The sequence below is a fragment of the Sphingobacterium sp. UGAL515B_05 genome (assembly GCF_033097525.1).
In the GTDB taxonomy this organism is placed as follows: Bacteria; Bacteroidota; Bacteroidia; order Sphingobacteriales; family Sphingobacteriaceae; genus Sphingobacterium.
The window spans coordinates 2,111,312-2,137,155 of record NZ_CP109907.1 but is presented as its reverse complement, the minus strand read 5'-3'; the positions used below and the strand labels follow the sequence as shown (position 1 = coordinate 2,137,155).

Annotated in this window: 22 protein-coding genes and 1 tRNA gene; 8 read left to right on the top strand and 15 right to left on the bottom strand. The window is 39.5% G+C overall.

From position 1 onward, the window contains the following. Positions 1–4: 4 nt before the first annotated feature. Positions 5–2,200 (bottom strand): SusC/RagA family TonB-linked outer membrane protein, encoded by a 2,196-nt coding sequence (locus tag OK025_RS08660; RefSeq protein ID WP_317669131.1) that lies wholly within the window; start codon positions 2,198–2,200, stop codon positions 5–7. Beyond that, the gene (locus tag OK025_RS08655) at positions 2,197–3,198 is read right to left on the bottom strand and encodes a TonB-dependent receptor plug domain-containing protein (RefSeq protein ID WP_317669130.1); all 1,002 of its coding nucleotides are present in this window, start codon (positions 3,196–3,198) and stop codon (positions 2,197–2,199) included. The genes OK025_RS08660 and OK025_RS08655 overlap by 4 nt, the downstream gene beginning before the upstream one ends. A 21-nt stretch (positions 3,199–3,219) precedes the next feature. On the opposite strand from OK025_RS08655, the gene OK025_RS08650 reads away from it, so the two are divergent. Beyond that, a complete protein-coding gene (locus OK025_RS08650) occupies positions 3,220–3,393 on the top strand; it encodes a hypothetical protein (protein WP_317669129.1) in 174 nt (57 codons plus the stop codon). Positions 3,394–3,416: 23 nt separating this feature from the next. Then, positions 3,417–4,427 (top strand): LacI family DNA-binding transcriptional regulator, encoded by a 1,011-nt coding sequence (locus OK025_RS08645; RefSeq protein WP_317669128.1) that lies wholly within the window; start codon positions 3,417–3,419, stop codon positions 4,425–4,427. 60 nt (positions 4,428–4,487) lie between these two features. On the opposite strand, the gene OK025_RS08640 is transcribed toward OK025_RS08645, so the two are convergent. The 3 genes from OK025_RS08640 to OK025_RS08630 all read right to left on the bottom strand — a co-directional run bounded on the left by OK025_RS08640 (position 4,488) and on the right by OK025_RS08630 (position 9,068). Continuing rightward, complete coding sequence (locus tag OK025_RS08640) at positions 4,488–6,896, bottom strand: TonB-dependent receptor domain-containing protein (protein WP_317669127.1); 2,409 nt, start codon at positions 6,894–6,896, stop codon at positions 4,488–4,490. A gap of 137 nt (positions 6,897–7,033) precedes the next feature. Then, on the bottom strand, positions 7,034–8,704 hold the full coding sequence (locus OK025_RS08635) for a PspC domain-containing protein (RefSeq protein ID WP_317669126.1): 1,671 nt from the start codon (positions 8,702–8,704) through the stop codon (positions 7,034–7,036). After that, a complete protein-coding gene (locus tag OK025_RS08630; RefSeq protein WP_317669125.1) occupies positions 8,697–9,068 on the bottom strand; it encodes a PadR family transcriptional regulator in 372 nt (123 codons plus the stop codon). The genes OK025_RS08635 and OK025_RS08630 overlap by 8 nt, the downstream gene beginning before the upstream one ends. 154 nt (positions 9,069–9,222) lie before the next feature. Between OK025_RS08630 and OK025_RS08625 the strand changes: the two genes are divergently transcribed. Continuing rightward, on the top strand, positions 9,223–9,603 hold the full coding sequence (locus OK025_RS08625) for a VanZ family protein (RefSeq protein ID WP_317669124.1): 381 nt from the start codon (positions 9,223–9,225) through the stop codon (positions 9,601–9,603). A gap of 86 nt (positions 9,604–9,689) precedes the next feature. On the opposite strand, the gene OK025_RS08620 is transcribed toward OK025_RS08625, so the two are convergent. From OK025_RS08620 to OK025_RS08595, 6 genes are all read right to left on the bottom strand, one after another. After that, positions 9,690–10,388, bottom strand: coding sequence for a ComF family protein (locus tag OK025_RS08620; RefSeq protein WP_317669123.1), 699 nt, complete (start codon positions 10,386–10,388; stop codon positions 9,690–9,692). 41 nt (positions 10,389–10,429) lie between these two features. Beyond that, entirely contained in the window at positions 10,430–11,530 is a 1,101-nt protein-coding gene (gene rlmN / locus OK025_RS08615; protein ID WP_411567691.1) for a 23S rRNA (adenine(2503)-C(2))-methyltransferase RlmN, read from the bottom strand. A gap of 74 nt (positions 11,531–11,604) precedes the next feature. Next, complete coding sequence (locus OK025_RS08610) at positions 11,605–12,186, bottom strand: tRNA-(ms[2]io[6]A)-hydroxylase (RefSeq protein ID WP_317669122.1); 582 nt, start codon at positions 12,184–12,186, stop codon at positions 11,605–11,607. Positions 12,187–12,256: 70 nt separating this feature from the next. Further along, entirely contained in the window at positions 12,257–13,297 is a 1,041-nt protein-coding gene (locus OK025_RS08605; protein ID WP_317669121.1) for an Atu2307/SP_0267 family LLM class monooxygenase, read from the bottom strand. Positions 13,298–13,471: 174 nt separating this feature from the next. Further along, positions 13,472–14,140 carry an AcvB/VirJ family lysyl-phosphatidylglycerol hydrolase gene (locus OK025_RS08600; protein ID WP_317669120.1) on the bottom strand — a complete coding sequence of 223 codons (669 nt, stop codon included), beginning with the start codon at positions 14,138–14,140 and terminating at the stop codon, positions 13,472–13,474. Positions 14,141–14,161: 21 nt separating this feature from the next. Beyond that, positions 14,162–16,756, bottom strand: coding sequence for a phosphatidylglycerol lysyltransferase domain-containing protein (locus tag OK025_RS08595; protein ID WP_317669119.1), 2,595 nt, complete (start codon positions 16,754–16,756; stop codon positions 14,162–14,164). 125 nt (positions 16,757–16,881) lie between these two features. Here OK025_RS08595 and OK025_RS08590 point away from each other — a divergent pair, with 125 nt between their 5' ends. After that, complete coding sequence (locus OK025_RS08590) at positions 16,882–18,117, top strand: glycosyltransferase family 4 protein (RefSeq protein WP_317669118.1); 1,236 nt, start codon at positions 16,882–16,884, stop codon at positions 18,115–18,117. A 4-nt stretch (positions 18,118–18,121) separates the two neighbouring features. Here the strand turns inward: OK025_RS08590 and OK025_RS08585 are convergent, their stop codons facing one another. Then, positions 18,122–19,222 (bottom strand): MBL fold metallo-hydrolase, encoded by a 1,101-nt coding sequence (locus OK025_RS08585; protein WP_317669117.1) that lies wholly within the window; start codon positions 19,220–19,222, stop codon positions 18,122–18,124. A gap of 8 nt (positions 19,223–19,230) precedes the next feature. After that, positions 19,231–19,767, bottom strand: a complete 537-nt coding sequence (gene dcd, locus OK025_RS08580) for a dCTP deaminase (RefSeq protein ID WP_046673098.1) — start codon at positions 19,765–19,767, stop codon at positions 19,231–19,233. 119 nt (positions 19,768–19,886) lie between these two features. Here dcd and OK025_RS08575 point away from each other — a divergent pair, with 119 nt between their 5' ends. Together OK025_RS08575 and OK025_RS08570 are read left to right on the top strand one after the other, a co-directional pair. Next, positions 19,887–20,528, top strand: a complete 642-nt coding sequence (locus OK025_RS08575; protein WP_317669116.1) for a 4'-phosphopantetheinyl transferase family protein — start codon at positions 19,887–19,889, stop codon at positions 20,526–20,528. 110 nt (positions 20,529–20,638) lie between these two features. Continuing rightward, a tRNA-Glu gene (locus OK025_RS08570) sits at positions 20,639–20,710 on the top strand. Between the two features lie 138 nt (positions 20,711–20,848). Here the strand turns inward: OK025_RS08570 and OK025_RS08565 are convergent. Continuing rightward, a complete protein-coding gene (locus OK025_RS08565; RefSeq protein WP_317669115.1) occupies positions 20,849–21,472 on the bottom strand; it encodes a hypothetical protein in 624 nt (207 codons plus the stop codon). A 302-nt stretch (positions 21,473–21,774) separates the two neighbouring features. Here OK025_RS08565 and OK025_RS08560 point away from each other — a divergent pair, with 302 nt between their 5' ends. Then, positions 21,775–22,971 carry an ankyrin repeat domain-containing protein gene (locus tag OK025_RS08560; RefSeq protein WP_317669114.1) on the top strand — a complete coding sequence of 399 codons (1,197 nt, stop codon included), beginning with the start codon at positions 21,775–21,777 and terminating at the stop codon, positions 22,969–22,971. 19 nt (positions 22,972–22,990) lie between these two features. Continuing rightward, positions 22,991–24,337 carry an ankyrin repeat domain-containing protein gene (locus tag OK025_RS08555; RefSeq protein WP_317669113.1) on the top strand — a complete coding sequence of 449 codons (1,347 nt, stop codon included), beginning with the start codon at positions 22,991–22,993 and terminating at the stop codon, positions 24,335–24,337. 146 nt (positions 24,338–24,483) lie between these two features. Here OK025_RS08555 and OK025_RS08550 read toward each other — a convergent pair whose 3' ends face one another. Next, entirely contained in the window at positions 24,484–25,830 is a 1,347-nt protein-coding gene (locus tag OK025_RS08550; protein WP_317669112.1) for a BT_3987 domain-containing protein, read from the bottom strand. Between the last annotated feature and the right edge of the window lie 14 nt (positions 25,831–25,844).

The following is a 25,844-nucleotide window of genomic DNA, read 5'->3' as shown; positions in this document are numbered from 1 at the left end:
AAGACTAGAAATTTAAGTTAAGACCTGCCACGAAAGTTCTGCTTTTTGGATAAGCGGAATAATCCACTCCCGGTGTGAGGTTGGTCTTTCTCCGCGTAGATACCTCCGGATCAAAGCCACTATAATTGGTCCAAACCGCCAGATTATATCCAGAAATATATACTCTAAAGTTTTTGATCTTCAATCTATCCGTAAATGCTTTAGGCAGCGTATAACCTACTGTAACAGTTCCTAGACGCAAAAAAGAGCCATCCTCCACCGCCCAATCGCTGAATACGAATTTATTCGTAAGCGGGGACCAAAGGCTCGTATTCTTATTCATATCCGTCAATTGGTTAGGGTCATTGCTAATGGTACCATCTGGCAACAAATTGGTCCAGCGCTGTCCTTCTTCCATCACAGTAAGCATGTTCCGACTATTATATTTACTCGTGGATGTGTATTCAATCTTATTCGCATTATAAATATCATTTCCATAGCTCCAATTAAATAATGCCGTCATATCAAAGTTATAGATACGTGTATTGATTGAAAATCCACCGGTATGTAAAGGGTTTGCATCTCCAATAATCGTCTGATCACTTGCATTGATTTTATGATCATCACCAATTAGATCTTTTAACTTCATTGTCCCGGGTCTTATGGTACCAACGATAGAAGAAGCATCAGCTACACCATCTTTCAAAATCCATTTTTTTGAAGCCTCATCATAACCGGCAAAATCAGCGACTTCATAGCGACCATCACTCATGTAACCATACATTTTTCCAACTCGTCCCCCAGCTTCAACGATATAATCTGGGCCAATTTCTGTTGAGGCCCACCCCGAAGCCATGGGAATCGAAGCTAGGCCTCCCAAAGAATTAACTTTCGTTTGATTGAAACTAATATTACCGCTAAAATTCAGATCAAAATTCTTTTTATTGATGACAGACCAGTTTAAGGTAAGCTCAATTCCTTTATTTTGGGTTTCGCCCAAATTGCGATATTGATCGTCATATCCTGATCCGGCAATTGGGAAAAGAATCAAGAGATCTTTTGTTTTATTTTTATACACATCGACCGTTCCCGATAGCTTTTTCTTGAATAAAGTAAAGTCCAAACCTATATTCTTTGAAATGGTCGTTTCCCATTTCAAATCCGGATTAGACATCGTTTTTGACGTAGCCCAATAATTATTATACCCATTGACCCATTCTGTGTTCTTAACTGAAAATATTGGATATATCTGCTCTAATGGAATATTATTATTTCCCGAGGTACCCAAGCTTGCTCTAAGTTTTAAGTCATCAAGCCAAGATTGCGTCTTGTCCATAAATCGCTCTGATGAGATCCGCCAGGCAGCTGCCATGGATGGGAAATACCCCCAATAATTGTCTGCAGAGAACTTGGAGGAACCATCTGCCCGGAAAGTTGCATTAAATAAATACTTCGAGTTAAGATCATAATTTACCCGGCCAAAAAATGAAAGTAATTTTTCGTCAGCAAACATGTAATTGTTTATCGTACTCGATGCACCTTGCGGCGTTAATTTTCGGGTATCATCCAGTTTAAAACTGTTCGGAAAGCCGTGTGTCGTATTGGTATTTAACGTTTTTTGTGTAAACAAATATTCCTGGCCAACCAGCACACTTAAACTATGTCCTTTAGGAAGGAAATCTTGAAAGTTATAGTTTAATGTATTTGTGGAGCGTATCCCCTGAGTCGACGTATTCAATGAGATAAGAGCTGGCTTATTTTGATCTAAAGCAGCGGGAATATTACGCACATAATACGTCGTTGGACCATAAAACCGATCATTATAGTTATGATAATCATCAAAGCCAAATTCAGTCCTGAATCGTAGATTTTTAATAATGTCCCAACTAAATGCGGCATTTAGGTTATAGGTCCTCCTTCGCTGTAACTGATCATTATCGACCAAGGACTCTAACGGATTATACAGATTGAATTCATCATCGGTTTCATCACTATTTGTTAGGCCCCCAACAGGAAAGGGAGGATAAATCATGGCGAATTTTAAACGGGAATCTGATGAAGAGGCTTCGTTCTGTTCATTCATGCCTCCACCTGAAATGCGAACATCCGAAAATCGTGCCCCCAAATCTATGGAAGTATTCTTTGATGGTTTATGGTTTAGTTTAAAATTGACATTTTGTCTCCGAAAGCCAGACATTTCCATAATCGCTTTATCTCTCACAAAGGAATGAGAAATTGAATATTTCGTCTTATCACTCCCCCTGACAAATTGAAATTTTGGTTAAAAGTATTACCAGTCCTTCCAAATATAAGCTCTTGCCAATCATTTGAAGGCACGTCTTTATAGAGGTCAATATCTTGAAAATTACCAAAGTATTTGACATAAGTATCCAGTTTATTTTGCAACAATGCCTGTTCGTACTGCCAGGTTACATAATCGTAGGGAGACAATACATCGAGCTTTTTTGCCAAATTTCGAATTCCGCCAAAAGCGTTATAACTAATTGATGTTTTTCCTGACTTTGCACTTTTGGTGGTTACGATAACAACCCCATTTGCTCCCCGAGAGCCGTATATGGCTGCCGAAGATGCATCTTTTAACACATCGATGGATTCAATATCTGCTGGCGCGATATCTGATATCGAAGACATCGGAAAACCATCCACGATATATAAAGGGGCATTATCTCCTGTAACGGAGCCTCCGCCACGGACGCGGACCTTCATTTCTGCATCTGGGGATCCTTCTGTAGAAGAAATTTGAATCCCAGCCATTCTTCCCGCAATCGCCTCAAGAGCTGAAGATACTGGAGCTTTAGAAATGGTTTCTGCACCTACCGAAGTTACAGCTCCTGTCAAATCTTTTTTCTTAACAGTTCCATATCCGATATTAACAGTTACCTCTTCCAAAGCATTAGATTGTTCTTCTAGAACAACACGGATCACTGCCTGATCTGCCGAAAGTTTTACCCTGCGAGTCTGGAACCCAACATACGTAAATTGGAGCTCTTGGTTTTTACCGGGAATCTCGATATTAAACTTTCCATTCTTGTCCGTCACAGCGACAAATTTAGTCCCCGACACCGTTACACTTACCCCCATTAGTCCTTTTTGATCGCTATCAACGACAGTTCCTTGGACTTTTCTGGTTTGAGCGTGTACATTTAATGTGAATAACGAAGCACAAATAGCAGTAGATATTACTAAGGCTTTACTCATATTTTTAGGTATTTAATTAAAATGATTAAATCACTCTTGCAGGAAATGCAGGGAAATTTAACTGGTTATCATATAACCAAGTTTACAAAGTATATTTCACTTGTTGATGCAAGTATCAGTAATAAAATTATGCAAACGTTGCCGGCAACGTTTGCACAGGGGAGCGAATTAGGTTTTGTAATTTTTTTTGATTAATATTAGGTTCTATTTTGCCAATTATGAGATTCGAAAACTATACAATCAAAGATATTGCTAAAGCACTTAACTTATCAACGTCCACCATTTCCAGAGCATTAAGAGATAGTTATGAAATAAGTCCTGAAACAAAAAAGATTGTATTGGAATATGCCGAAAAAATCAATTATCGTGCGAATCCCATTGCAAGGAGTTTAAAGGAGCGTCGAAGCCACTCCATTGGTATCATTGTCAGCGAAATAGCCAATAATTTTTTTTCCCAAGTCATAAACGGTGTCGAATCTATTGCCTATGACAAGAATTTTCATATCATCATTTCACAGACACATGAGTCTTCGGAAAGGGAAAGGCTGAATGTCGAGTATCTTACATCCAGAGGCATAGATGGGTTATTAATTGCCTTGTCCTCAGAAACCGAAGATATTTCTTATCTCCACCAATTAAAAGAACGTGGATTTCCAATTGTATTTTTTGATCGGATTCCACAACAGTTCGACACATACAAAGTCATCGTAAACAATCAGCAAGGAGCCTATGATGCCACCCAGCACCTCATAAAACTTGGAAATAAGAAAATTGCACATCTTACAAACTCTAAATCGTTGTCTATAACGAAGGACAGATTAATTGGCTATAAAAAGGCTCTGATGGCTAATCATATTGATTTCGATCCAGATTTGGTTAAATATTGTCAATATGGAGGGCTACATTTGGAAGAGATCGAAAGTGCAATTGAAGAGCTTATCCGGCTTGGTTTTGATGCTATTTTTATTTCTGGCGATAAGTTAACTACAGGATATCTTCATGTCGTGAAAAAAAGAAATTTTGAAGCCTGTAACGATATTGCTATTGCCGGATTTACAAACTCTAATGTTGTCGAACTATTTTCATCTAAAGTAACCGCCATAAGACAACCTGCTTTCGAAATGGGGAAAATCGCTACGGAACTTCTTATCAAATTAATAGAAGCCAAATATCCGATTACAGAATTTGAAACGCGTGTATTACCTACCGAGCTAGTCATCAATGACTAAATAAAAAGCCGTAAGCAAAAATATTCCTACGGCCTTTTGAAACGACATAATGGTCAGTAGCTATTGTGCTCTTTCCTTTTCCTCGTTACTCGTATCTTTCTTACGATAGTTATTTTTTAAATTTCCAAATTTATACGAATAGGTTAATCGAACCACACGACGATCTTGGTATTGCCTGATACTGGAGTCAAAATCTCCAAAATTAGTTTTCAGATTCTGATTCCCTGTATTAAACAAATCACTCACAGCCAGCTTCAAAGAACTACGTTGATCCTTAAATGTCTTTGTCGCTCCAACCTCCATATCCCAACGGGCCCTCATATCGTATACATTATATTTGAAAGGAGAGAAATACCTCAAATTCACATTAGCCGACAGACTTTTCGCCAACTTTAAATTGTGCATCGATGTCGCTTGCAAAAGAAAGGATTTCCTTTTAAGTGGATGACCGCCCACCATGCCATTAAAGTTAAAATGGATGCCCGTAATATTGTTATTCATGCTCCAAATTTTGGTTACCGTAATCGGAATGTTCAGATTCAGATAAGCTGTCAAATTCTTACCTAAATTTTCACGTATAACCCAAGTCTGTTTCAGTACCGAATCTTGCCCCATACTCTCTACAATCGCATCCCGCACATCGTTAATACCCAATGTCACATTATAACGTTGCATTAACGTATAATTTAGGGTGAATTCATTGGAGAATTGCGGATTCAGATAAGGATTGCCACGTTCGAAGGTTAGTTTATCAATGAAATAATCAAAAGGATTCAACTGTCGGTAATTAGGACGGGTGATTTTCCTTGCATAACCTAGGGAAAGGATGTGATTCTCATCGAGGGTATATGTCAGATTTGCATTCGGAAAAAGTTTAAAGTAGTTCCGCTTCACCTGCTTATTTAAGGTCAATGAGTTTCCGTCAGAAAATGTATATTCTCCTCTCGCTCCGATCTTCAGCCCCCATTTTCCTATCGTATTATTATAGTCTATATATCCAGCTGCGATCTGTTCCTTATACACAAAATGATTTGTACGCTTTGTGTTATTCATCCAAGTATTGTCCAAAAAATCTTCAAAGGTTAAGTCGTTATCCGACGTCACATTAGAATATTTAGCTCCCATTTCAAGCTTGGATACCTTAGATAGCGGTTGTTCATAATCCAATTTAGCAACATAGATATCGATTCCGATCGGCATTCTACTCCGTTGGATCTCCTCAGGAGTAATCGCATTCATCTGACCATCAAAATATTGATTATTATACCCCACGCGCTTACTGCTTTTGAATTTACTCCAATCCAGATCAAGGGTAAGTTTTCTCCCATTGGAATCAATTCTAAACTCATTGTTTAAATTAGCAGAGTACCGATCAAATAACTCTTTGAATTGCGATGTCGAAATCAAAAGCGAATCCAATGTTGTAAAAGACTTTCCGACATTGGTCTTACTATCGTTATCATTGTATTCGATATTATTCGAACCATTAAACTGCACGGTTAACGTATTTCTGGCTGATGTCCTTTGCTCAACACCGAAGCGATAGGAATGGTTTTGTTCTTTTTCATCCAATATCGACCTTTGTTTAAAATAGGTCTTTTCCCCTTTATTCTGAATAACACGGTCAAGCAGGAGCTTCCGGTGACTTTTCTCATCCGAATATGCATACGATCCAAATACTGTCGTGTTGTTCTTTTTATAGTTTAAGGATAAAGAGCTATTCCCCCTAAATTTTTCTCCTCTACCTGCCGTCATGTTAAAGGTTCCGTTAAAACCTTCCATCCGATTTTTCTTGAGCACGATATTTATAGTCCCTACGGCCCCCTCCGCATCATCTTTTGCTGCCCGGGTAGTGATAACTTCGACGGACTTAATCTGGTTGCCATCCGTACTCTTCAAAAAATTCACCAACTGTTCACCCGACATATAGGTCTGCCGCCCATCGATGGTGACTGAAACACCCGATTGACCCATCAACTGTAGATTATTATTGTTATCTAAACTCACACCAGGAGCGCGCTGTACAATATCTAAGGCATTATTCCCTGCGGCCAAGGGAGAGTTTTCCACATTTAAAACCAGTTTACCAGGCTTGCTCTCAACCATCGGCCGCTTACCCTCTACGGCGACCTCCTGCAATTTTCGTGTGTCCGTGTTCAGCAGGATCGTTGGGACCTTATAATCTGATTTACTGATATCAAAAACGTTGCTCTTATTGGCCGTATATCCAACCATTTTGACGTCAATACGATAGTTTCCGGCACGCACATCCGAAAATTCGTATTCTCCATTTTCGTCCGTAACCACCGCTTTCAAAATAACAGTGGTATTCGATTTCGTTAGATATACAGTTGCCAAAGGCAAAGCGGAATTGTCTGCCGACTGCACTTTACCGGTAATTTTTACTTGTGCATGGGCAAATGTAACTATCAAAAAATTTAAGAGTAAGAGGTAAAAATATCTTTTCATTCGTTTATAAATAGGTGCAATAGCATTTATTTTTGGTGGTATTAAAGCGCTTATTACACGAGAGTAAGTAATAACTTTCGATTGGTTACAGCTTCAATAATTTGTCTTCCGCCTGAAGGCGGAAGACATGGTTTATGTTATTTCTTTTTTGTCTCTATGGTCACACCATCTTTTTTGACATTGATAATGGTATCTCTGCGGATGACAACAGACGTATCATTTGCGATTACTTCATTGCCTTTAGCATCTGCTTCGTCACTGTCATCTAACTTTTTGGGTGGCAATGCACATTTCAAACCGAGTGAAGTGACCACAAACTCAACATCTTTTACATCCCCTAGATCTTCCCGATAACGATCCCGACATTCGTAGAATGAAATATCTCTTAATTTATCTTTAAGATTATCATTGATGATCAATTTGGTGCCTACTGGGAGAAACAAGGTAATATTGACCTCTTGATCCCGATAGAGTTCACCTTCATTCAACTGGAAGGCATTGTCAAATGTTAATGACGTACTATCTTGTCTCAACGCATAATTAATTTTACCTGCTCTGTCTGTTGCAACTTTATAGGAATTTCCTTTAGCCGAATACTCATAACGTACATAAGGTTCCTGTAGAGAATCGATACGTTCGACACGGATACGAATATTACGTCTCAGATAAGTAGAGAGGTTTTCGTTTCTTATACCCAAACCGCTTTTTACGCCATTTTTTAAACGAATTACCCGAATATCATTTTCATTTAAGTAATAAGCAGCTTGTTTTTGCAGCGGTTTCTCTTCAACAATCGTACTGGACTCTTTGAACTCCTTCGCTACCGATGTAGCGTAGTAGATAATAGCACCTATTGATGCCAACCAAACCAAAAACAAAATGGTAGTTAAATAATTGTTCATTGGCTTTTTCTCGAAGAGAACGCGGAGAAGCAAATAGAACAATCCGGCAAAAGGGATAAAAATGGCCAAGAAACCCGCTATCAAAGCAAAAGGTACATCGCTCGGATTCATGAGATAAAAAGGACCAGAATCGTCCATGACGTCAGGAATTACGTTCACAATAGCCAGTGCAAAGAAGATAAGTCCAATAATCAACCCGATGAGCGTCAACCCAACAATAATAACAAAGAACACGCCGATGACCTTCACAAAGACCTGCAATAATTTAGTAACACTATCACCTGTACGGTCCATTCCCCTCGAAAACGAATCCTTTACCCCGCTCATTTCTTCATCGAAAGAACGTTTGAAGTTCTGAATATTCGGTGCCTCCCCACGCATTTCCATCTTATCTGCACGAGTTACAGCGAGCGGCATGACGATCCATAGGATGACATAGACCAATACGCCCGATCCACCGATCACAACAAATAAAGCAAAGAGTAAACGTACCCATTTGGCCTCAATGCCAAAAAAATGTCCCAGTCCGCTACATACTCCACTGAAAACTTTGTCATCAGGGTCGCGCATCAGCTTCTTCCCTACTTTAAACCCATCTGCATTCGGCTGACGCTGAAAAGCCCCGTAACCATCCTGATCTTCAGATTCAAAATCGCTAACGCTCCCCATCTGCCCAATCACGGCATTAACATCATCCATATTAAGAACTTCCTTACTGCCGGCCTGAATCTTTTCAGTAAACATTTCTGAAATCCGATTTTCGATGTCCTCTAAAATCTCCTTACTATCTTCTGATTGTCCAAAGTGCTTCTTTATATCAATCATGTAGGAGCGAAGCACCTCATAAGCATCCTCTTCAATATGGAAGACGATACTATTTATGTTGATAATTATTGTCTTATTCATCGTTGTTATCTTTGACTGGTTTAGTTGAATCATTGTTTCTACCCACCAATGACGTGTTTACGGCAAACACAAGCTCATTCCAGGTAACATCTAGTCGCAAAAGGACTTCTAACCCTTCTTGGGTAATTTCATAATATTTTCTAGGCGGACCTGAAGTCGACTCCTTCCATATATAGCTTAACAGGCCATTGTTTTTTAGACGTGTTAAAAGCGGATATAAGGTTCCTTCCACAACCAATAATTGAGCTTTCTTCAGTTCGCTGATAATATCGGAGGCATAAATTTCTCCTCGAGAAATTATGGATAGGATACAATATTCAAGTATCCCCTTCCTCATTTGGATTTGTGTATTTTCAGCTATCATAACAATACAAAGATATATGTATTTTATGGTACCATGCAATACATAGTACCATACAAGACAAGACAATTTTATTAAAAAGCTGATTTACAGATGAATAATTTTTAAATTCATAATATTTTTATTTCTATCAGGAAATTTTTAGATATTTAACGCCATGATTAAAATCTTATTAGACTATAAGTGGTCTTTTATCTGGGCCATAATAGTTATTATTTTATGCACGCTCCCCGGCAATAATTTTGACGCAGTTCCCGCCTATCCGGGTATGGATAAATTAGTTCATTGCGGTATGTTTTTTGTTTTCTGTACGTTGTTATACAATGGTGTGATCCAGCAATTCAGCGGTAAACCAACCCGTTGGCTACCCATCTTCATCGTTTCTATCCTCGGATTTTTATTTGCCGGACTGACAGAATTGCTTCAACTTTATATTTTTACTTATCGCAGTGGAGATTGGTGGGATTTATTTGCAGACACAATCGGAATAGGTATGGCCGGGTTTGCCTATTTGCTAAACTATGTGAACAGACGGTAGTAAACACCGTATTGCGTTAGTTTTGACCTTTTCATTTTTATTGAGCGTGTTACCAAATAAATCTAAACGCTATGGGCAAATTTGGTCTAGGCCCTCGCTAAAGTGGCAATAGATATCCGACAGTCAATAGCATCTAAGAGTGCTAATGTCGCGGAAACAATCGTAGCGCCTGTTGTTAGCACATCGTCCACCAATAGAATATGTACATTGGCCGGCACCCCAGTGGCCCGACAATCGAAAATATCACTTACATTTTCGTAACGGTCGAGTCGTCCCTTACCTGTTTGACTAATTGTCGCCTTCTTTCTTACCAAAATATCTTCACGCAGTGGGATTTCCATCGCTCTAGACAACCCCCTTCCAAAGTAAGTGGATTGATTATAGCCTCTTTTTCGGAGTTTGCTCCTGTGTAACGGCACAGGAACAATACAGTCGATATCCTGATAGGCCTTTACATCTATTAATTTTAAGCCGTATAGATAGCCAAAATATTCCGCAAGAAAGGGTTGATTATTGTATTTAATCTGATAAATGAGGTGCTCTACACGGCTATCCTTTTGCATGAATAAAAAAGAACAGGCCTCTTCCACTGGAGCTTTCCCCCAAAGCTGTCTTGCCGTATCATTATCTGAATATTCATGAAAGTTAGTATAAGGCAAGTGGAAGTCGCATGCTATACAGATAAACTTTTCCTGATATTTTAGCACACAGCCACAACAGCCACATTCTCTTGGAAAAAAGATAGCTAGAAAATCGCCAAAAAGCTTATTTAATTCGGATTTCATCTGGTTAATTCCCCTATTAAAGATAGGAACTCTCCGCCAGATTATGCCTCGGATTCCTCCTTTTTTTCATCCTTGATTGCTAATTGCCCACAGGCTGCATCAATATCTTTACCACGGCTACGTCGCACATTCGTAATGATACCTTGACTTTTTAGATAATTTGCGAATACCTCGATTTTATCCGCTTCAGCATTTAGGAAATCGGCCAGTGCGATAGGATTATACTCAATCAGGTTGACCTTACAAGGAACGTGTTTACAGAACTTGGCAAGTTCTTTTGCATCCTCCAATTCGTCATTGAAATTGTTAAAGACAATATATTCAAATGTGATTGGATTCTTTGTCTTCGCATAAAAATATTTGAGGGCTTCTGCCAGAGCTTTTAGTGAGTTCTGCTCATTGATCGGCATAATTTCATTCCGCTTTTTATCATTTGCAGCGTGCAAAGAAAGTGCTAGATTAAAACGTACCTGATCATCACCCAATTTTTTGATCATTTTTGCGATACCGGCAGTGGAAACAGTGATCCGCTTGGCAGCCATATTTAATCCATCGGGGGCCGTAATGCGTTCAACCGACTTCATCATATTGGCATAATTTAACAAAGGCTCACCCATCCCCATATAAACGATATTTGTGAGCGGCTGCCCGTAGTTCTCTTCGGCTTGCTTGCTGATCAGAACGACTTGATCGTAGATCTCATCGGCATTGAGGTTCCTTTTACGGTCCATATAGCCTGTTGCACAGAACTTACAGGTCAAGCTACAACCCACCTGTGAGCTGACACAAGCTGTCATTCGCTCCGGAGCGGGTATCAACACCCCTTCAATGATATTGTTATCATACAGCCAAAAACTACTTTTAATTGTTTTATCTGAGCTGATCTGAGATTCTTTAACTGTAACTGCATTGATCGTAAAATTCGCTTTCAGCTTCTCACGAAGGGGCTTACTCAAATTACTCATCTGATCAAAATCTACACAGGACTTTACCCAGAGCCATTCATAAATCTGCTTCGCACGAAAGCCCTGCTCCCCCAACGCTGTAAGTTGATCTTTGATCTGATCCAAAGACAAACTCCTGATATCTATTATTTTACTTTTTTCAATCACGGTACAAAGATAAGAATAAATAAGTGACAAAAAATCCCGTTCTAAGAAATAGAACGGGACAACTGTTATGTATGTGTTTTAAAATAGGTAGGAGCAAGATCCAATTAGCCATGAATGGCTTCTTTACTTCCGTACGACTGAATCAGCTTCCCTTCAAAATCCAACCACTCCTTCCAACGCTTTTCTACATCAACGTCTACGGTATATTTGCGTGCAAAATTCAAAAATGTTGTATAATGATTTGCTTCGGATACCATTAAATCATGGTAAAACTTCGCAAGCTCTTTATCCTGAATATTTTGTGACAGCACTCTAAAACGTTCGCAGCTACGGGCTTCGATCATTGCCGCAAATAATAAACGATCAATAAAAGCCATATTTCTACTGCCGTCTTTTTTAGAGAATTTCATCAATTGACCAACATAATCATCTTTCCGTTCACGCCCCAAGGTATAGCCACGTTCTTTGATGATATCAATAACCATCTTAAAATGTTCCATCTCTTCGATGGCAATTGCTGTCAGTTCATGCACTAAATCTTCGTGTTCTGAGTTGTTTGTGATTAATGATATTGCATTCGAAGCAGCCTTCTGTTCACACCAGGCATGATCAGTCAAAATTTCTTCTAAATTTCCTTCTGCGATGTTTGCCCATCGCGGATCTGTCAACAACTTTAATCCAAGCATCTTACTCTCAAAATGATTTACGCCACAAAGGTAGCGAATATCTCAGCGTTAAAAAAATGATAATCGCTCTTTAGGCATCTTTATGTAAAGCTTTTCGAATTTCAGGCGCTATTTTTTCGCCGTAGATCTCTATAGAACGGAGCATTTCTTTATGCCCAGGAGCCCCAACATCCATATGTGCAGAGAAACGTGTCAATCCGAATTTCTCCTGTATTTGCAAGATTTTATCTACGGCATAATTAGCATCCCCAACAATGAGGTGCCCCCTTGAAGAACGGCCAAAGTCATATTGTGTACGCTGATACGAAGGCCATCCGCGGCTCGCCCCTATGCGATCCATTTGAGAAGAGTAAACAGGATAATAATAATCGGCTATTTGGGTACTATTGTCACCAAAGAACGCATGCATGTGCACGCCAACTTGAAAATTAGCCATATCATGCCCATTATCTTCATACGCTTGGCGGTACATATCAAATAAGTGGTCGAAGCTTTCGTACATACCCCCGATGATAGCAAACATGACTGGTAAACCTAGTTTTCCCGCACGGATAACAGAAGAGGTCGTACCACCTACGGCAACCCAAATTGGCAGTGATCCATTTTTAGGCCGTGGGAAGACTTCTTGATTGATTAGCGGCGCTCTAAATTTACCACGCCAAGTGATCGGATTTTGCTTGTTTAAAAGTAACAAAAGTTCAAGTTTTTCCTCAAATAATTCGGAATAATCTTTCAGATCATAACCAAATAAGGGAAAGGACTCAATGAAAGAACCTCTTCCGGCCATCAGTTCAGCCCGTCCATCGGATAAAAGATCGACCGTAGCAAAATCCTGGAATAATTTGACGGGATCGGCAGAACTTAATACCGAGACCGCGCTACCCAACTTAATATTTTTGGTAACTGTAGAAGCTGCAGCCAAGATAATTTCGGGTGCTGCAACAGCATAATCTGCACGGTGATGCTCCCCTATTCCATAGAAATCTAAGCCTACTTGATCCATAAGCTTAATCTCTTCAATGATTTCTTTCATTCGATCTTGTGGCGCCTGGATCTGACCTGTAACAGGATCTATCCTCGAGTCACCAAACATTCCTATTCCTAATTCCATAATTGTCTATTTAAATTCTAAATCAAAATTAAGATCTTCTTTATTTAATTCACTTGATGTAGGACAAGAAATATGAATCGAATTAAAGCTTTCACTGATCTTAATACGGGAAAAGGACTATCGCGACTGTATAACCACCATAAAGGAAAGCTAGCAGACAACAACCCCGCCCGATTAGAAAAGTGCGACTGTATTCTTCGCTACCGGGTCTGCATTCCCACTAAAATGATGGCCCCCGGAGAGGTATTTTTTTGTAAAATTCTTAAGTGTTATTTTTTGTACAGGAAAATCGGCTTCGTCGTCACCGAGAATGACGCCCGTTTTGACTCCATCCATGCGATTGATTTCAGAGATGACATCAAGACTTCGCTTTGTATTACTACGGCCTAAAATATCAGCGATATGGATCTCCAGATCTGTAGACACGGATGGTTCCAAAAGCACAACGCTCTTTACATTTTTTTTAACAACTGGATCCAAGCGGTTAATAATAAAAGGGACCGCATCTGCTCCAAATGAATACCCAACGATGAAAAGACGCATATTCTGCCGTGAGGATAGCAAAGTCTTCAAGGTATTAGAAATATCTCCTGCGATCTCATTCGGGCTTTTCTTCTTCCAGAAATAGCTTTTAGAATCGATAGCTGCCACCGTATATCCTGCTCCAGCAATCAGCTCACAGAGCTTATTTGAGAACGAATTGAATCCTCCATCTCCACTCAGATAGAGAACCAGGGGGAGTGCCGCTTTATTATTCCAGTATTTCATGTCAATTAAACGTTGTTGAGCAAAAGCGTGAAATGCTATGCTACCAATTATAAATAAAGTGGCTAATTTTTTCATCTGTATGAGATCTACACGAAGCTATTCATTCGGTTTCATCACTTTGACCATTGCTACCGGAAGTTGTAAGAGATCAAAATCGTTATCAAATATAAGGTATTTATTTTCCCAAAAAGTCGCATACTTCTCTTTAAAGTCGCGCAGGCTATGATAATGTTTAAAGTTGCCCAACCGCGTTGAAGCAAATTTCATAATCTTTTCTGCAGGACTATCGGTCGCACCAAAACCTGTCATTGGTACCATTCCCAAATTTAAGTAGACATATTTTTGAGTTTTAGCATACGCGATGAGCTCAACGATCAAGGCATCCATGCTTCCGCCCGGAGCTTCAAGAGATTTCCGGATCATATCATAAGTGCATTCATCTTTCGCATAATCCGGAATAATATTCAGAAAGGCAACGATATGGTTTGCTTCATTTTTCAGCACAATAATATCCTGTGAAATAAGCTCATTTTCATCAAACATGCCTTGAGAAAAAACCATTTCTTTTTTCTCAAACGCTCGCAACCACTCATCGGAGATTACCTTCAATTCATCAATAACTTCTTTCTTCTGAGGTGCTTTCAACACTTCCGTGGTGAAACCTTTCTTTTGAATTGCATTAAGGCCATTACGCAAAGACTTACGGTCTTTCCCCTCTAGCTTAAATGTATCTAGCTCGAGTACTGCCTCCTGCCCAATGGTAATCTTTTGTTTGCGCAGGGAAGAAAAATGAACCAAGCTATTCTCATCCACACGATAATAAACAGCTTTTAATCCATTTGCATAACAGTATGCATCAAATTCCTGAACCAACTCTTCCTTATCTCCCTGTTCACACACAGGTTCGTCTAATACAATAGCAAATTCGTTAGCCAGGCGATACGCCGTAAACCCTTCCGATATTTCCGAAAAAAATAGGCTCTTATCTTTTCCCAGTTTAAAAAAATCCATCGGAGACTGCCCAAATTCGAGCAATAATTGTTCCGCACGGTCGATTTCAGATTTACTGGAATCTTCACCATCAATGAGACGGGGTCGTGCGAGGGCATATATCAAGAGGAACCAGCAAAAAAGCCCAAGCACTTGAGTAATGCGTAGGAATTCCTGACCAAAAGCTGTTTGTGGCATCAATTCATCGTCTGCAAACAACAGAAAACTCCGTGCCGTATGATATATTGATTGTCCCCATGTAAAGTCTAGCCCGAAATGTTGCTTATCAATGAAGTAAAAACTCAACACATCAAACAGGCATATCGCTATCAGCGCGACAAAAAATGTGATAAACCCAATTCTTACCCAGCGAATATTACTCTTGATGCGATATTGTTTATAGCTCATTGCCAATAAAATCAAGGTCGATAAAGCAACCGATGCCTCTTCATAGTCCAATGCCTTAAACACATGTCCAAACAGCGACAAGGCACTAAACACCACGGCGATCCAGAACGCAATACGGAAACCTTTAATCAAGTAGGCTGAAGTAACCAATAGTCCTAAGCCCAAAACCAATACCATAAATTTAGAAGCATGAATTGCTTCTAGCGGTAAATAAAAACGATCAAGTTTCATACGATCAGCCAATGGTGGTGTCAATACGGAAACAAGATTTACCACGCCTAAGAAAAATATAAGCAACGCCGGTCCAATACGTGCCAGCAATTGCTTACCACGCCATGCAAAGGCAAGGATTCCCAAGAGTAATGGAAGCCAAAATTCGAATGCCCGATAGAGAATTGTAATGCCCAATCCTTCTGCCTGCGAGTAGCCGTACGCTTTAAAAATATACAGCATGGTCAGCTCTACAGCCCCAAGGCCCCGTAGAAAAGGAGAAACAATCATCAATACGACCGAAACAGTATAGGCAATAGCCGCAGCCTCGAAGGAGTGGTCCAAACCAAGAGCATACATACTTACAAAAGCATGGGCAATACCGCAACATTCGACGACCATGGACGCCAACATGGTACCCAACAAATATTTTAGCTTGACTTCCCCTGAAAATATTTCATCGATGTTAGAGGCTACAGCAGGAAACTTTAATTCGACCCAACGATAAATGCCTTTGTGTGTTCGAAAAGACCAAACAAGCCAAAATACGACAGCCAGGAGCAGTCCCAAAACCACCAATGAGATCCAGGCATCACCAAAATTTTTATTATGCCAGATCGTATACAATATAACAGGTACACCAATCATAAAGACCGTCAGTAGTCCGACATAGCCATACAGCGCCCCTGCTTGGTGAATTTGCGTTGTATTCAAATTTCTTTTCCGCAACTCCGTTGTTGTATATGCCAAAGAACTAATCCCGCCCGCAGGTAGAAACACGCTGAGTAAATTTCTCTTCAGGAAAAGATCAATGGCGATTCTCAGATTAATAGAAAGGCCGATCGCTTTAAAACTCTGCACATACATCAATCCCTGAAGCACAATATAGACGATGGTAATTCCAACGCCTACCGAAACCCAGGTTAAGTTGGCTGCGCGCAACTGCGGAAGAATTGCCGCAAGCTCCTTCCGCTCATTTCTAAAAAATACGAAGGCCAATAAGATAACCAAAACAGCTATTAATTCCTTCCAATAGGTCTTTGGCGAAAAATGTCGAATCCGTTGGGCAATAGTTTTGGCCATATGATCGTTTAATGATGAATAACCTTTAAATATAGTATAAACACTAAAATAAAGCTAATCGTTTGAAAATGACTAATTGTTAATTTTTCGTAAATTCTTTTCACATTAATCAGTAATTTTCCTGCATGAAAGAGAAAAAGGTTTTGTTCATCGGACTTGTGTGGCCAGAGCCAACATCTTCAGCAGCGGGCTTTCGCATGATGCAATTAATTGAAACGTTCACGACCCGCTCTTATCACATTACATTTGCTTCGGCTGCTGCGAAGTCACCTTATAGTGCCCCTTTGCAGTCTCTTGGTGTGCATGAGCAAGCAATCGTGCTCAATAGCGATAGCTTTGACGATTTTATTACTCAACTAAAGCCCGATATTGTTGTTTTCGATCGTTTTATGGTAGAAGAACAATATGGTTGGCGTGTCGCACAGTATTGTCCCCATGCACTCCGCATACTCGACACGGAAGACTTGCATTTTTTACGCCAGGCGAGACAGGCGTCCGTCAAAAATAAAGGCGATTTCTCCTTTCAAGAGTTATTTACAGACACCGCTAAACGGGAAATTGCCTCTATTCTGCGAAGTGACCTGTCCTTGATTATCTCCGAATCCGAAATGAAGATTCTTATCGAAGAATTTCGAATTTCACCCGACATCCTCTATTACCTCCCTTTCCTGGAAAATGAGATCAGTTCTACTGAAATTAATCAATGGGAGCCCTTTGAAGAGCGGAAGAACTTACTATTTATCGGAAATTTTATCCATGAGCCGAACTGGCATACGGTTCAATATCTAAAAACACAAATCTGGCCCCAATTACGGAAGATGCTTCCCAAAGTAGAATTGCACATTTATGGTGCCTATGCAACCCAAAAAGTACTTCAGTTAAACAACTCTAAAGAGAATTTCCTGATCAAGGGACGGGCGGAATCTGCTCGCCTTACCATGGAAAACTACCGTGTACTGGTCGCTCCAATTCAATTTGGTGCCGGCGTAAAAGGAAAGTTTATCGACGCCATGCAAACCGGCACACCATCTGTTACCACGACAGTTGGAGCAGAAGCCATGAAGGGTAATTTGGACTGGAATGGGTTTATCGAAGACAATCCCGAAACTTTCTGCCGAAAGACTGTCGAGCTTTACGAAAACGAAGATCTTTGGAAAACAGCCCAAGAACATGGTATCCGTATTATCAACGAGCGTTATGAAAAACGAAAGTATCAGGCTGACTTTATGACGAATCTATCTTTGTTAAAAGCGCAGATTGACAGGCACCGCCAACAAAACTTTATTAGTCAGATATTGTTGCACCACACGATGCAGAGCACAAAATATATGTCTTTATGGATTGAGGAAAAAAATAAATAGATCTTTAGTTGACATCACGCCACCAAGGCGCGTATACTGTATCTAATCTATTAAAATGGATCATTTCCCCTATTTTTGGCGTAAGGAGAGTGATCTGTTCTTTGTTCGCTGTCTCGTAAAATTTCTCCATTGGCTCTCTCCAGTCGTGCATAGCCAACGCGAACTTAGAAGAATGAACGGGCAAAATAGCTTGAGCTTTCAGATCCTTCGTTTCAGCAGCCCATTCGTCAGGTAAGGAATGGATATAATGCCAGGCATCGTTATACTGGCCATTTTCCAAGATTGCTAAATCAAATGGACCGAACTGGTCACCTATCTTTTTGAAGTGCTTACCATATCCGCTGTCTCCACCTAAGAAAATAGTGTACTGGGAAGTTTTTAGCACAAAGGATGTCCACAAGGTATTATTCCGTGTAAATCTTCGTCCCGAAAAGTGCCTTGCGGGTGTGAAGGTTACCTGAAAATCGGGCGCCAGTTTTATCTGGTCGTACCAATCACCCTCGATGATCTGATCCGCCTTATATCCCCAAGATTCAAAATGCGCCCCCACGCCAAGACCACAAATCACCCGACCGACTTTATCCCTCAATTTCAAAACAGTCTCATAGTCCAGATGATCGTAATGATCATGAGAGATAAACAAATAGTCAATTTTCGGAAAAACCATCGTCGCATAGTCGACAGACATCTTAAATGCTTTATTGCTCCCTGGGATAGGAGAAGCATTTTGGCTAAACACCGGATCAACCAATATTAATTTCCCATCTAACTTCAACAGGTAGGAGGAGTGACCAAACCAAATCAGAACGTCATCTGCGGGAAGATGTGCTAAATCGCATTCCATAGCAGGCAATACGTTGATCGGTTTCAAGTGGGGATTTTTGTTGAAAAGGAAATCCCACAGCAAAGAGGCCATATTGACATCGCCTTTCAACGACGGCGTTACTTCGAGATTATGAAAAATACCATTTTTAAAATTTGGTGACTGTTTCATCCGCTCCAGTCGAGCTCCTTTGAAATTTCCACCAAACATTGGATGAACAAAATAATAGAGTACTCCACTGATGAGAACAATCAATAGAGCCCCTAAAATAATCCATCCCATATTCCGCATCAGAAATTATTCTTCCACATCATGGATTCCACCGGACGGATGGTCTTGCCATTGTATTTTGCGTTACCTTTGGTATTATAAAATGTCTCGATATCGCCTTCTACAGCAAAATAGATCAATTGTCCAATAGGCATTCCCGCGTAAACCCGAACAGGTTGGGCAACCGAAATTTCCAAGGTCCAGGTATTACAGAAACCGACGTCACCCTTCCCTGCAGTTGCATGGATATCTATCCCTAAGCGACCAGTACTCGATTTGCCCTCTAAAAAAGGAACATGCTTATGCGTTTCGGTGTATTCCTGCGTAACGCCTAAATAAAGGGTATTGGGTTCCAATACAAAACCTTCTTCCGGGATTTCAAAATGCTGAATTTCATTGTGTTTCTTGGCATCCAGTACACGGTCTGCATACGTTGCCAAATATTTCCCCAAATGCACATCGTAGGAATTTGTTCCCAAACATTTACGATCAAATGGTTGAATGACAATACTGCCATTTTCAATCTCTTCGAGAATTCTTTTATCAGATAAAATCATGTGTATCAAAATAGCAAAAGCATCAGGCAATGCTATACAAATTCAAAAATACAGTTCTCCCACTAATTTTACTTCATTTTTCAAAACAAAAATCTGCGATTTGTTTTTTAAATTTGGGTATGAGTCTAGTGTATCTACGTGAAATTGATAACCAAACCAAATTTGCAATTTGGCGAATTGAGGAATCGGACGACGATTTATTGTCGAAACTTCAATTGGATGAACGTGAAAAAGCAAAATTAGGGTCCTTTAATAAAGGGAAAAGACGGTTGCACTGGCTTGCCACACGTGTGCTGTTGCGCACCTTATTGAATACATCCCACTATATCGAATGTCCTTCGGATGCAAATGGCAAGCCTTATCTCGCTAATTTTCCCCAAAAAATATCACTTTCACACTCCTTTGATTACGCTGCAGCAATGATCAGTACAAAAGGTGAAGTTGGTATCGACATGGAAATCATCAAAACAAAAGTAGAGCGCATCCAACATAAGTTTCTAAAACCTACAGAGCTTGCATTCATTGCTCAGGATGATAGCCGCTATGAGCAGCTATATGCTTGTTGGTGCGCCAAAGAAGCGATTTATAAACTTCAAGGCAATGCAGGTGTCTCATTTCTGCATAACATGAGCATACAACCATTCGAATATCAAACACAAGGCATATTAAAACTTGAACTCGACAGCGATCAAGACAAACATATTTATGATGTCCATTACGAGAAGTTCAATGAATATATGCTCGCATACGCTGTAGAATAGGTCCTTTAAAAAAATAATTTTTCTCAATTTCAATGAATTAGCACACAGACAGCACTTTTTTTTTGTGCTTTTTAAAAAAGCTTCTATATTTGCATCATCGAAAACGATATGGCCCGTTCGTCTAGGGGTTAGGACGCAAGATTTTCATTCTTGAAACAGGGGTTCGATTCCCCTACGGGCTACACAAAGCGACTTCAAAAGAGTCGCTTTTTTTATTTAAAGTTGTTACCAATTTAGTGCCTTTGAAAAGCATATTGCCTCTCAAAAAATTCAATGGAGATTTATTACCAGCGTAGTCAAAAGCATATGACCTAGTTGTTTTACGTCCTATCCAAAGGTTCAAAATTTTCAAGCCGCATTACCTGTGCAAATTGTATCAGTTCAGCTTTTAATTGTTCGATCGTCAAATTGTCGACCTTTTTAGGCGGGTAAACTTTAATTAATGAATCAATGTCTAAATATATGTTATCCTGCTTGGAACTTGCCACGAAAGCCGTAAATCGTTCTTTTCCTAGTATTGGATACTTAACTAAAGCCCTAAATTCAATATTACTCGGAAATCCCATGATTACATTGAACTGTATACGATAACCATCCATTACAATCTCTTTGATTTCTTCGGTTAAATTCCATTTCGATTTTTCATTAATATAGGCTGTAGCAAATCCTATCCGATCCAATTCATCGAATGGCTGTATATTAAGTACTTTCTTCTTAACCCATATTTTATTCAGCCAGGCCAAGTAAGTCATTCCGACTAACAAAAGAGGGAATATAACGGACGCTAACAGAAAAACGCTGATGAAAAGAGTCCAAGTAGGATAATTTCCATTCGCAATAGAAATTGCCATGGGAAGGATAACAAAGAGTAGGGTAAAACTTAACGATATTATCTTGAATGCGAAGAAGAATTTATGCTTATTGAGTTCTAAAAAGTTATTCATTATAATGTAATAATACAGCTCGGTATAAAGGATAGCTACTTGACAAATAAATATACCAGGGAAGTCGAAACTTCTGGTTTACGCTATTCAGCATTACCCAATTCAGTGCAAAAGTATCAAATAAGAACAATTATTAAAAAACAAAAAAGTCACGACTGAAAATGGAGTGACTTTTTTATATTCTTACAGGCTTAGGGTGGTTCTGTTGTTTCTATGAAATGGAATGCATACTATTTTCCTAGTTAAATCGTTTTTCATTTAACCATGCTGATTTATTTTCTTTCGATTAACAAAAGCAAAAAATGACAAATAACGAATTAAAAAGGCTTACTGAATTTTCACGTAAAGGTGAAATCGCGGAGATGGAGCAGATTGTTGCCGCTGCGAACAGTAGAATTGACTTTCATGATTACGAATTGAATAGTGTAGTGAACCAATTGATTACAGCTCAACAGTATGGAATCTTGGATCATTTTGTAAAAAAAGGACTAATCTCAACTGATCTATACGATTACGATCGCTTTAGCACATCCGTTATTAATACGCTATTCAAACCTCAGATTGCATCCGAAGTGCAGCTTGAAGCCCATTTAATTTGGATGAAAAGCTATTTAGCAATGATTGATGATATTAACGAAGAAGTAGGCGGTATTACTTTATTGGAATATGCATTACAGGAGAATGTAGCTATTCCTTTCGCAAAACTTATTTTTGAGTCGGGTGCCGACTTGCAACGGATGGATCAGTATGGACAAACATTGCTTTTTAAAGTTTGTAGTCTTCGGATGCAGCCCAATGAGCGTATTAACGAGCTAGTAGACTGGCTATTAGTTGAAGGTCTAGATCCTAATATTGGCAATGTTGAACAAAAAACAGCCCTGCATATGGCTGTTGACACATTGAAAACTGACATTGTGATTAGATTACTGGACGCAGGAGCAGACCCAGGGCTAAAAGATTGGCACGGGGAAAGTGCCTTTTATTATGCGGCAGTAAGGCATTCTAATCCAGATTTGCTGGTGTCTCTTCTCAAATATGGAAAGCCAGATTTTCATAGCGTCAACAAACAGGGGGAAAATCTGCTCAATGCGTTTCTTCGCATGATGCATACCGATAGTGCAACTAATTTGAGCGTTCTGATCTTGCTTTTGGAACACGGTGCAGATCTGACAGCCGCCTCAGTTTGGTATCAGAAAGAAAAAACAGGTATAGATTGGCTAGCAGAAAAATCGGTCCTAGTTGTACAAGAAATTATGGACAAAGGATATCTAGATCACAATTATGCAGATAACGAGGGTAACACGCTTTTGCATAAGATTTGCCAGGTGAATCTCAATTACGATGAAACTAGGGCCCGAGACCTTTATAAAAAAGCAAAATATCTTGTAGGTAAAGGCATCGATCCTCAATTGGAAAATATAATGGACAAAAAGGCCGTTGATTATGCCATGGAGGAAAATATCAAGGTAAAGACAGTAGAATGGTTATTAAAACAATAAAAATAGAAAAAAAATCTTTATGTCTCAGTCATTTATAATTGCGTGTGAAAGCGGAAAACGTAAAATAGCGGAAATATTACTAGAGAAAAATCAAGTCGATATATCTTACACCGATGAAATGGGACGAACAGCATTGCATTACGCTGCACATCGAGGTTATTTGGATCTGGTGAGGAAGTTGGTTCAGGCTGGAGCCATAGTGGACTACGAGGATCATCGGGGGGAAACTCCATTATATTTTGCCCTGTTACAAAAGCAAAAACAAACAGCGGTCTATCTATTGGAAAATAATGCCAATATTATGATCAACGACTTTTTGGGAAATAGCTTGCTCCATATTACAGCTCGCACCGGGCAACATGAAATGGCTGAAAAGCTGATCGCACAAGGTTTAGATGTAAACGCATTGAATAATAGTGCTGAATCACCGTTACTATTGGCTGTGCAGGCAAAATATCCGCCAGTGGTACAATTGTTCGTTGAAAATGGTGCTCGTGTAGACATTACCGACAAGGAGGGCAATACGGCCTTAAATTTGGCGGTATCTTTGGGCTCCATTCCTATTGTCAATATGTTGTTGGATAACGGTGCATCTGTCAATATCCTGAATGATTTAAGCGAAGGGCCTTTGCTCCTCGCTGTAAAAAATGGGAATCGTATTCTTGCTCAAAAGTTATTGGAGCAGGGGAGCGATATTTTTGCCGAATCTGCCGAAGGAATTTCTCCTGTGTGGTATGTTTGTAACAGCAATCAAAAAGAGCTTCTTGCTATATTTTTAGAAAGAGGCCTCTCTGCGGATTATGCTCGTCCCGTAGATTCATTTGATGGAAAGGACGGTAAATATTTAGAAAAGCTGATCGAACGGACAGGGCGACGTATCTTCATTCTGGGTTTTGAGCCTCATTATGCTGGAGAAACATTACTGCATACAGCTACAAAAATGGGTTATCTGTCTTTGGTCAAACAGCTTTTAGATAGTGGTGCAACGATTGATAAACAGGATGCTGCCGGCAATACTGCACTTCATTATGCTGCTGCCTATGGTAAAAAAGATGTGTTGCGGTATCTCTTATCTAACGGCTCAGTTACAGATATAACGAATGTATTGGAACAGAAAGCAATAGATTATTCTAATATGCAAGGATTTAATGAAATAACGGCATTGTTGATTGATTTCGGAGCACAGACCGATCCCCTTAAAGATGCGCCCGTCCTTCCAGAGAAAAAAATGTTCACTGAACCCTTATCAAACGTGGATATGGGAATGAAGAAAAAGGCCCTATTTGATCTAAAAGATCTGTTCGACGCGGGAATCATTAATCAGGAGGAATTTGACGCAGAAAAAGCGAAAATTTTAAAGAATTAAATTTTATTGCAAGTCCTTCTTAAATCTGTTAGTTTGTTTTCTAAACTGGCATTTAGATAAAAAAGTCACTCCGTTTTCCGGAGTGACTTTCAGCTCTACCAGATTGTACGTTAAGCTATATCATGCCTAAAATAGGATGTATGCTATTATAATCCTTTGACATATACTTCGGCAATAGCGGATGAAGGAGGACGATTACTTTCGGTAACCGTACATTTTAAATAACGTGCTTTTGTCGTTGGGACATTTACCGCCAACGTTGATTTGGGACTATTTGTTCCAAAATCAATTTTTCCTAATGGAACATACGTTTTGTTATCATTACTTGTCGAAAATTCAACAACTTTTAAATCATTATTCCAAAGTCGCCTTGTCAATTCAACCATCATCACATTATATTCTTTGCCAAAATCTATAATCACATAATGTGGCAATGGTGGTTCTCCGCCCATCCAGATATTATGCCAGAAGGTATCGGGGTTACCGTCGAGTATATTTTCCTTTTCACCGCCGCCAATCCATTCGGAAGACGCTGTAATTACTTTCCAGCCACTACGTGGGATATCTGGAGGTTGAAATGAAACAGGAACCAATACTGTCGAAGCAACGGGGTTAATCCCATTTTTTGAAACCGACTTAATTCGTAAAGGCAAAGCATATTCTCCGAATAAATTGGTTGTTCCATCAATAAGCCCCTTTTTCAAAATTGTATAGGAAAAGCTCGTTTTATTCTTTTTTGCTGCAATTTTATACGGTTCAGGCAAGAGTTGATAAGCTTCTTTTGGAAGCAATTTCAACTTCTTATCCTCGCTGACTGCTCCGTTGTAGACAGTTAAAACGGTTGGATCAACTTCAATCTCATAGTCAAGATCCCATTGGTTAGGGTAGTTTGTGCCTAATGTTGCTTCGCCTACTGCTTGTTCAGCACCTGTGGGGCTTAATTTGATTTGATCCAGCTGCAGTCCTGGTGATGTAAACTCCAAAAAAGGATCTTTAACGTTGGGGATGAGCAATGTAGTTGCCATTTCAGGTTTCAACGCATGCAATATTCCGCCCTCAGCTTCAATACGGCAAGGAATAACATACAACTCCTTATACTTTCCCTGCAACGCTTTTATACGTTCGCTATCAAAAATAACGGCAATATCTTGTAGATAATCCTTTTTTTCAAATGCTAATGCTGTTTGATCAATTTTGTAGCAATCTGCGGGGAGCAGCTTATAGTTTGTCCCTTCTTGCGCATTATATGCTGCTAGATAAGCTTCGTCAATCTTGAAGTTGACCTTCGCAGCCTGTTGCCCGATACCTGCTTTCACAACAGTAACATTATAATCAAACTTTCCCCAGTCAAATACGGTTATTTTATTCTCTTTGAAATCTCTGAAATAAATGGTGTCATCGACCATGTTATTCATCCGGTCATCCTTTTGACATCCATTCAACAGAAATAGGCCCAAAAAGACAACACAGCAGGATATATAATTTCTAATCATTTTCAGTATTAATA

Excerpts from the sequence above, each read along its gene's own strand:
- OK025_RS08605 (WP_317669121.1), bottom strand. The coding sequence starts at position 13,297 with ATGGAATTAGGAATAGGAATGTTTGGTGACTCGAGGATAGATCCTGTT.
- OK025_RS08645 (WP_317669128.1), top strand. The coding sequence starts at position 3,417 with ATGAGATTCGAAAACTATACAATCAAAGATATTGCTAAAGCACTTAAC.
- OK025_RS08625 (WP_317669124.1), top strand. The coding sequence starts at position 9,223 with ATGATTAAAATCTTATTAGACTATAAGTGGTCTTTTATCTGGGCCATA.
- OK025_RS08560 (WP_317669114.1), top strand. The coding sequence starts at position 21,775 with ATGACAAATAACGAATTAAAAAGGCTTACTGAATTTTCACGTAAAGGT.
- OK025_RS08600 (WP_317669120.1), bottom strand. The coding sequence starts at position 14,140 with ATGAAAAAATTAGCCACTTTATTTATAATTGGTAGCATAGCATTTCAC.
- OK025_RS08635 (WP_317669126.1), bottom strand. The coding sequence starts at position 8,704 with ATGAATAAGACAATAATTATCAACATAAATAGTATCGTCTTCCATATT.
- OK025_RS08630 (WP_317669125.1), bottom strand. The coding sequence starts at position 9,068 with ATGATAGCTGAAAATACACAAATCCAAATGAGGAAGGGGATACTTGAA.
- OK025_RS08590 (WP_317669118.1), top strand. The coding sequence starts at position 16,882 with ATGAAAGAGAAAAAGGTTTTGTTCATCGGACTTGTGTGGCCAGAGCCA.
- OK025_RS08585 (WP_317669117.1), bottom strand. The coding sequence starts at position 19,222 with ATGGGATGGATTATTTTAGGGGCTCTATTGATTGTTCTCATCAGTGGA.
- dcd (WP_046673098.1), bottom strand. The coding sequence starts at position 19,767 with ATGATTTTATCTGATAAAAGAATTCTCGAAGAGATTGAAAATGGCAGT.
- OK025_RS08575 (WP_317669116.1), top strand. The coding sequence starts at position 19,887 with ATGAGTCTAGTGTATCTACGTGAAATTGATAACCAAACCAAATTTGCA.
- OK025_RS08595 (WP_317669119.1), bottom strand. The coding sequence starts at position 16,756 with ATGGCCAAAACTATTGCCCAACGGATTCGACATTTTTCGCCAAAGACC.
- OK025_RS08650 (WP_317669129.1), top strand. The coding sequence starts at position 3,220 with ATGATTAAATCACTCTTGCAGGAAATGCAGGGAAATTTAACTGGTTAT.
- OK025_RS08640 (WP_317669127.1), bottom strand. The coding sequence starts at position 6,896 with ATGAAAAGATATTTTTACCTCTTACTCTTAAATTTTTTGATAGTTACA.
- OK025_RS08555 (WP_317669113.1), top strand. The coding sequence starts at position 22,991 with ATGTCTCAGTCATTTATAATTGCGTGTGAAAGCGGAAAACGTAAAATA.
- OK025_RS08655 (WP_317669130.1), bottom strand. The coding sequence starts at position 3,198 with ATGAGTAAAGCCTTAGTAATATCTACTGCTATTTGTGCTTCGTTATTC.
- OK025_RS08610 (WP_317669122.1), bottom strand. The coding sequence starts at position 12,186 with ATGCTTGGATTAAAGTTGTTGACAGATCCGCGATGGGCAAACATCGCA.
- OK025_RS08620 (WP_317669123.1), bottom strand. The coding sequence starts at position 10,388 with ATGAAATCCGAATTAAATAAGCTTTTTGGCGATTTTCTAGCTATCTTT.
- OK025_RS08550 (WP_317669112.1), bottom strand. The coding sequence starts at position 25,830 with ATGATTAGAAATTATATATCCTGCTGTGTTGTCTTTTTGGGCCTATTT.
- OK025_RS08565 (WP_317669115.1), bottom strand. The coding sequence starts at position 21,472 with ATGAATAACTTTTTAGAACTCAATAAGCATAAATTCTTCTTCGCATTC.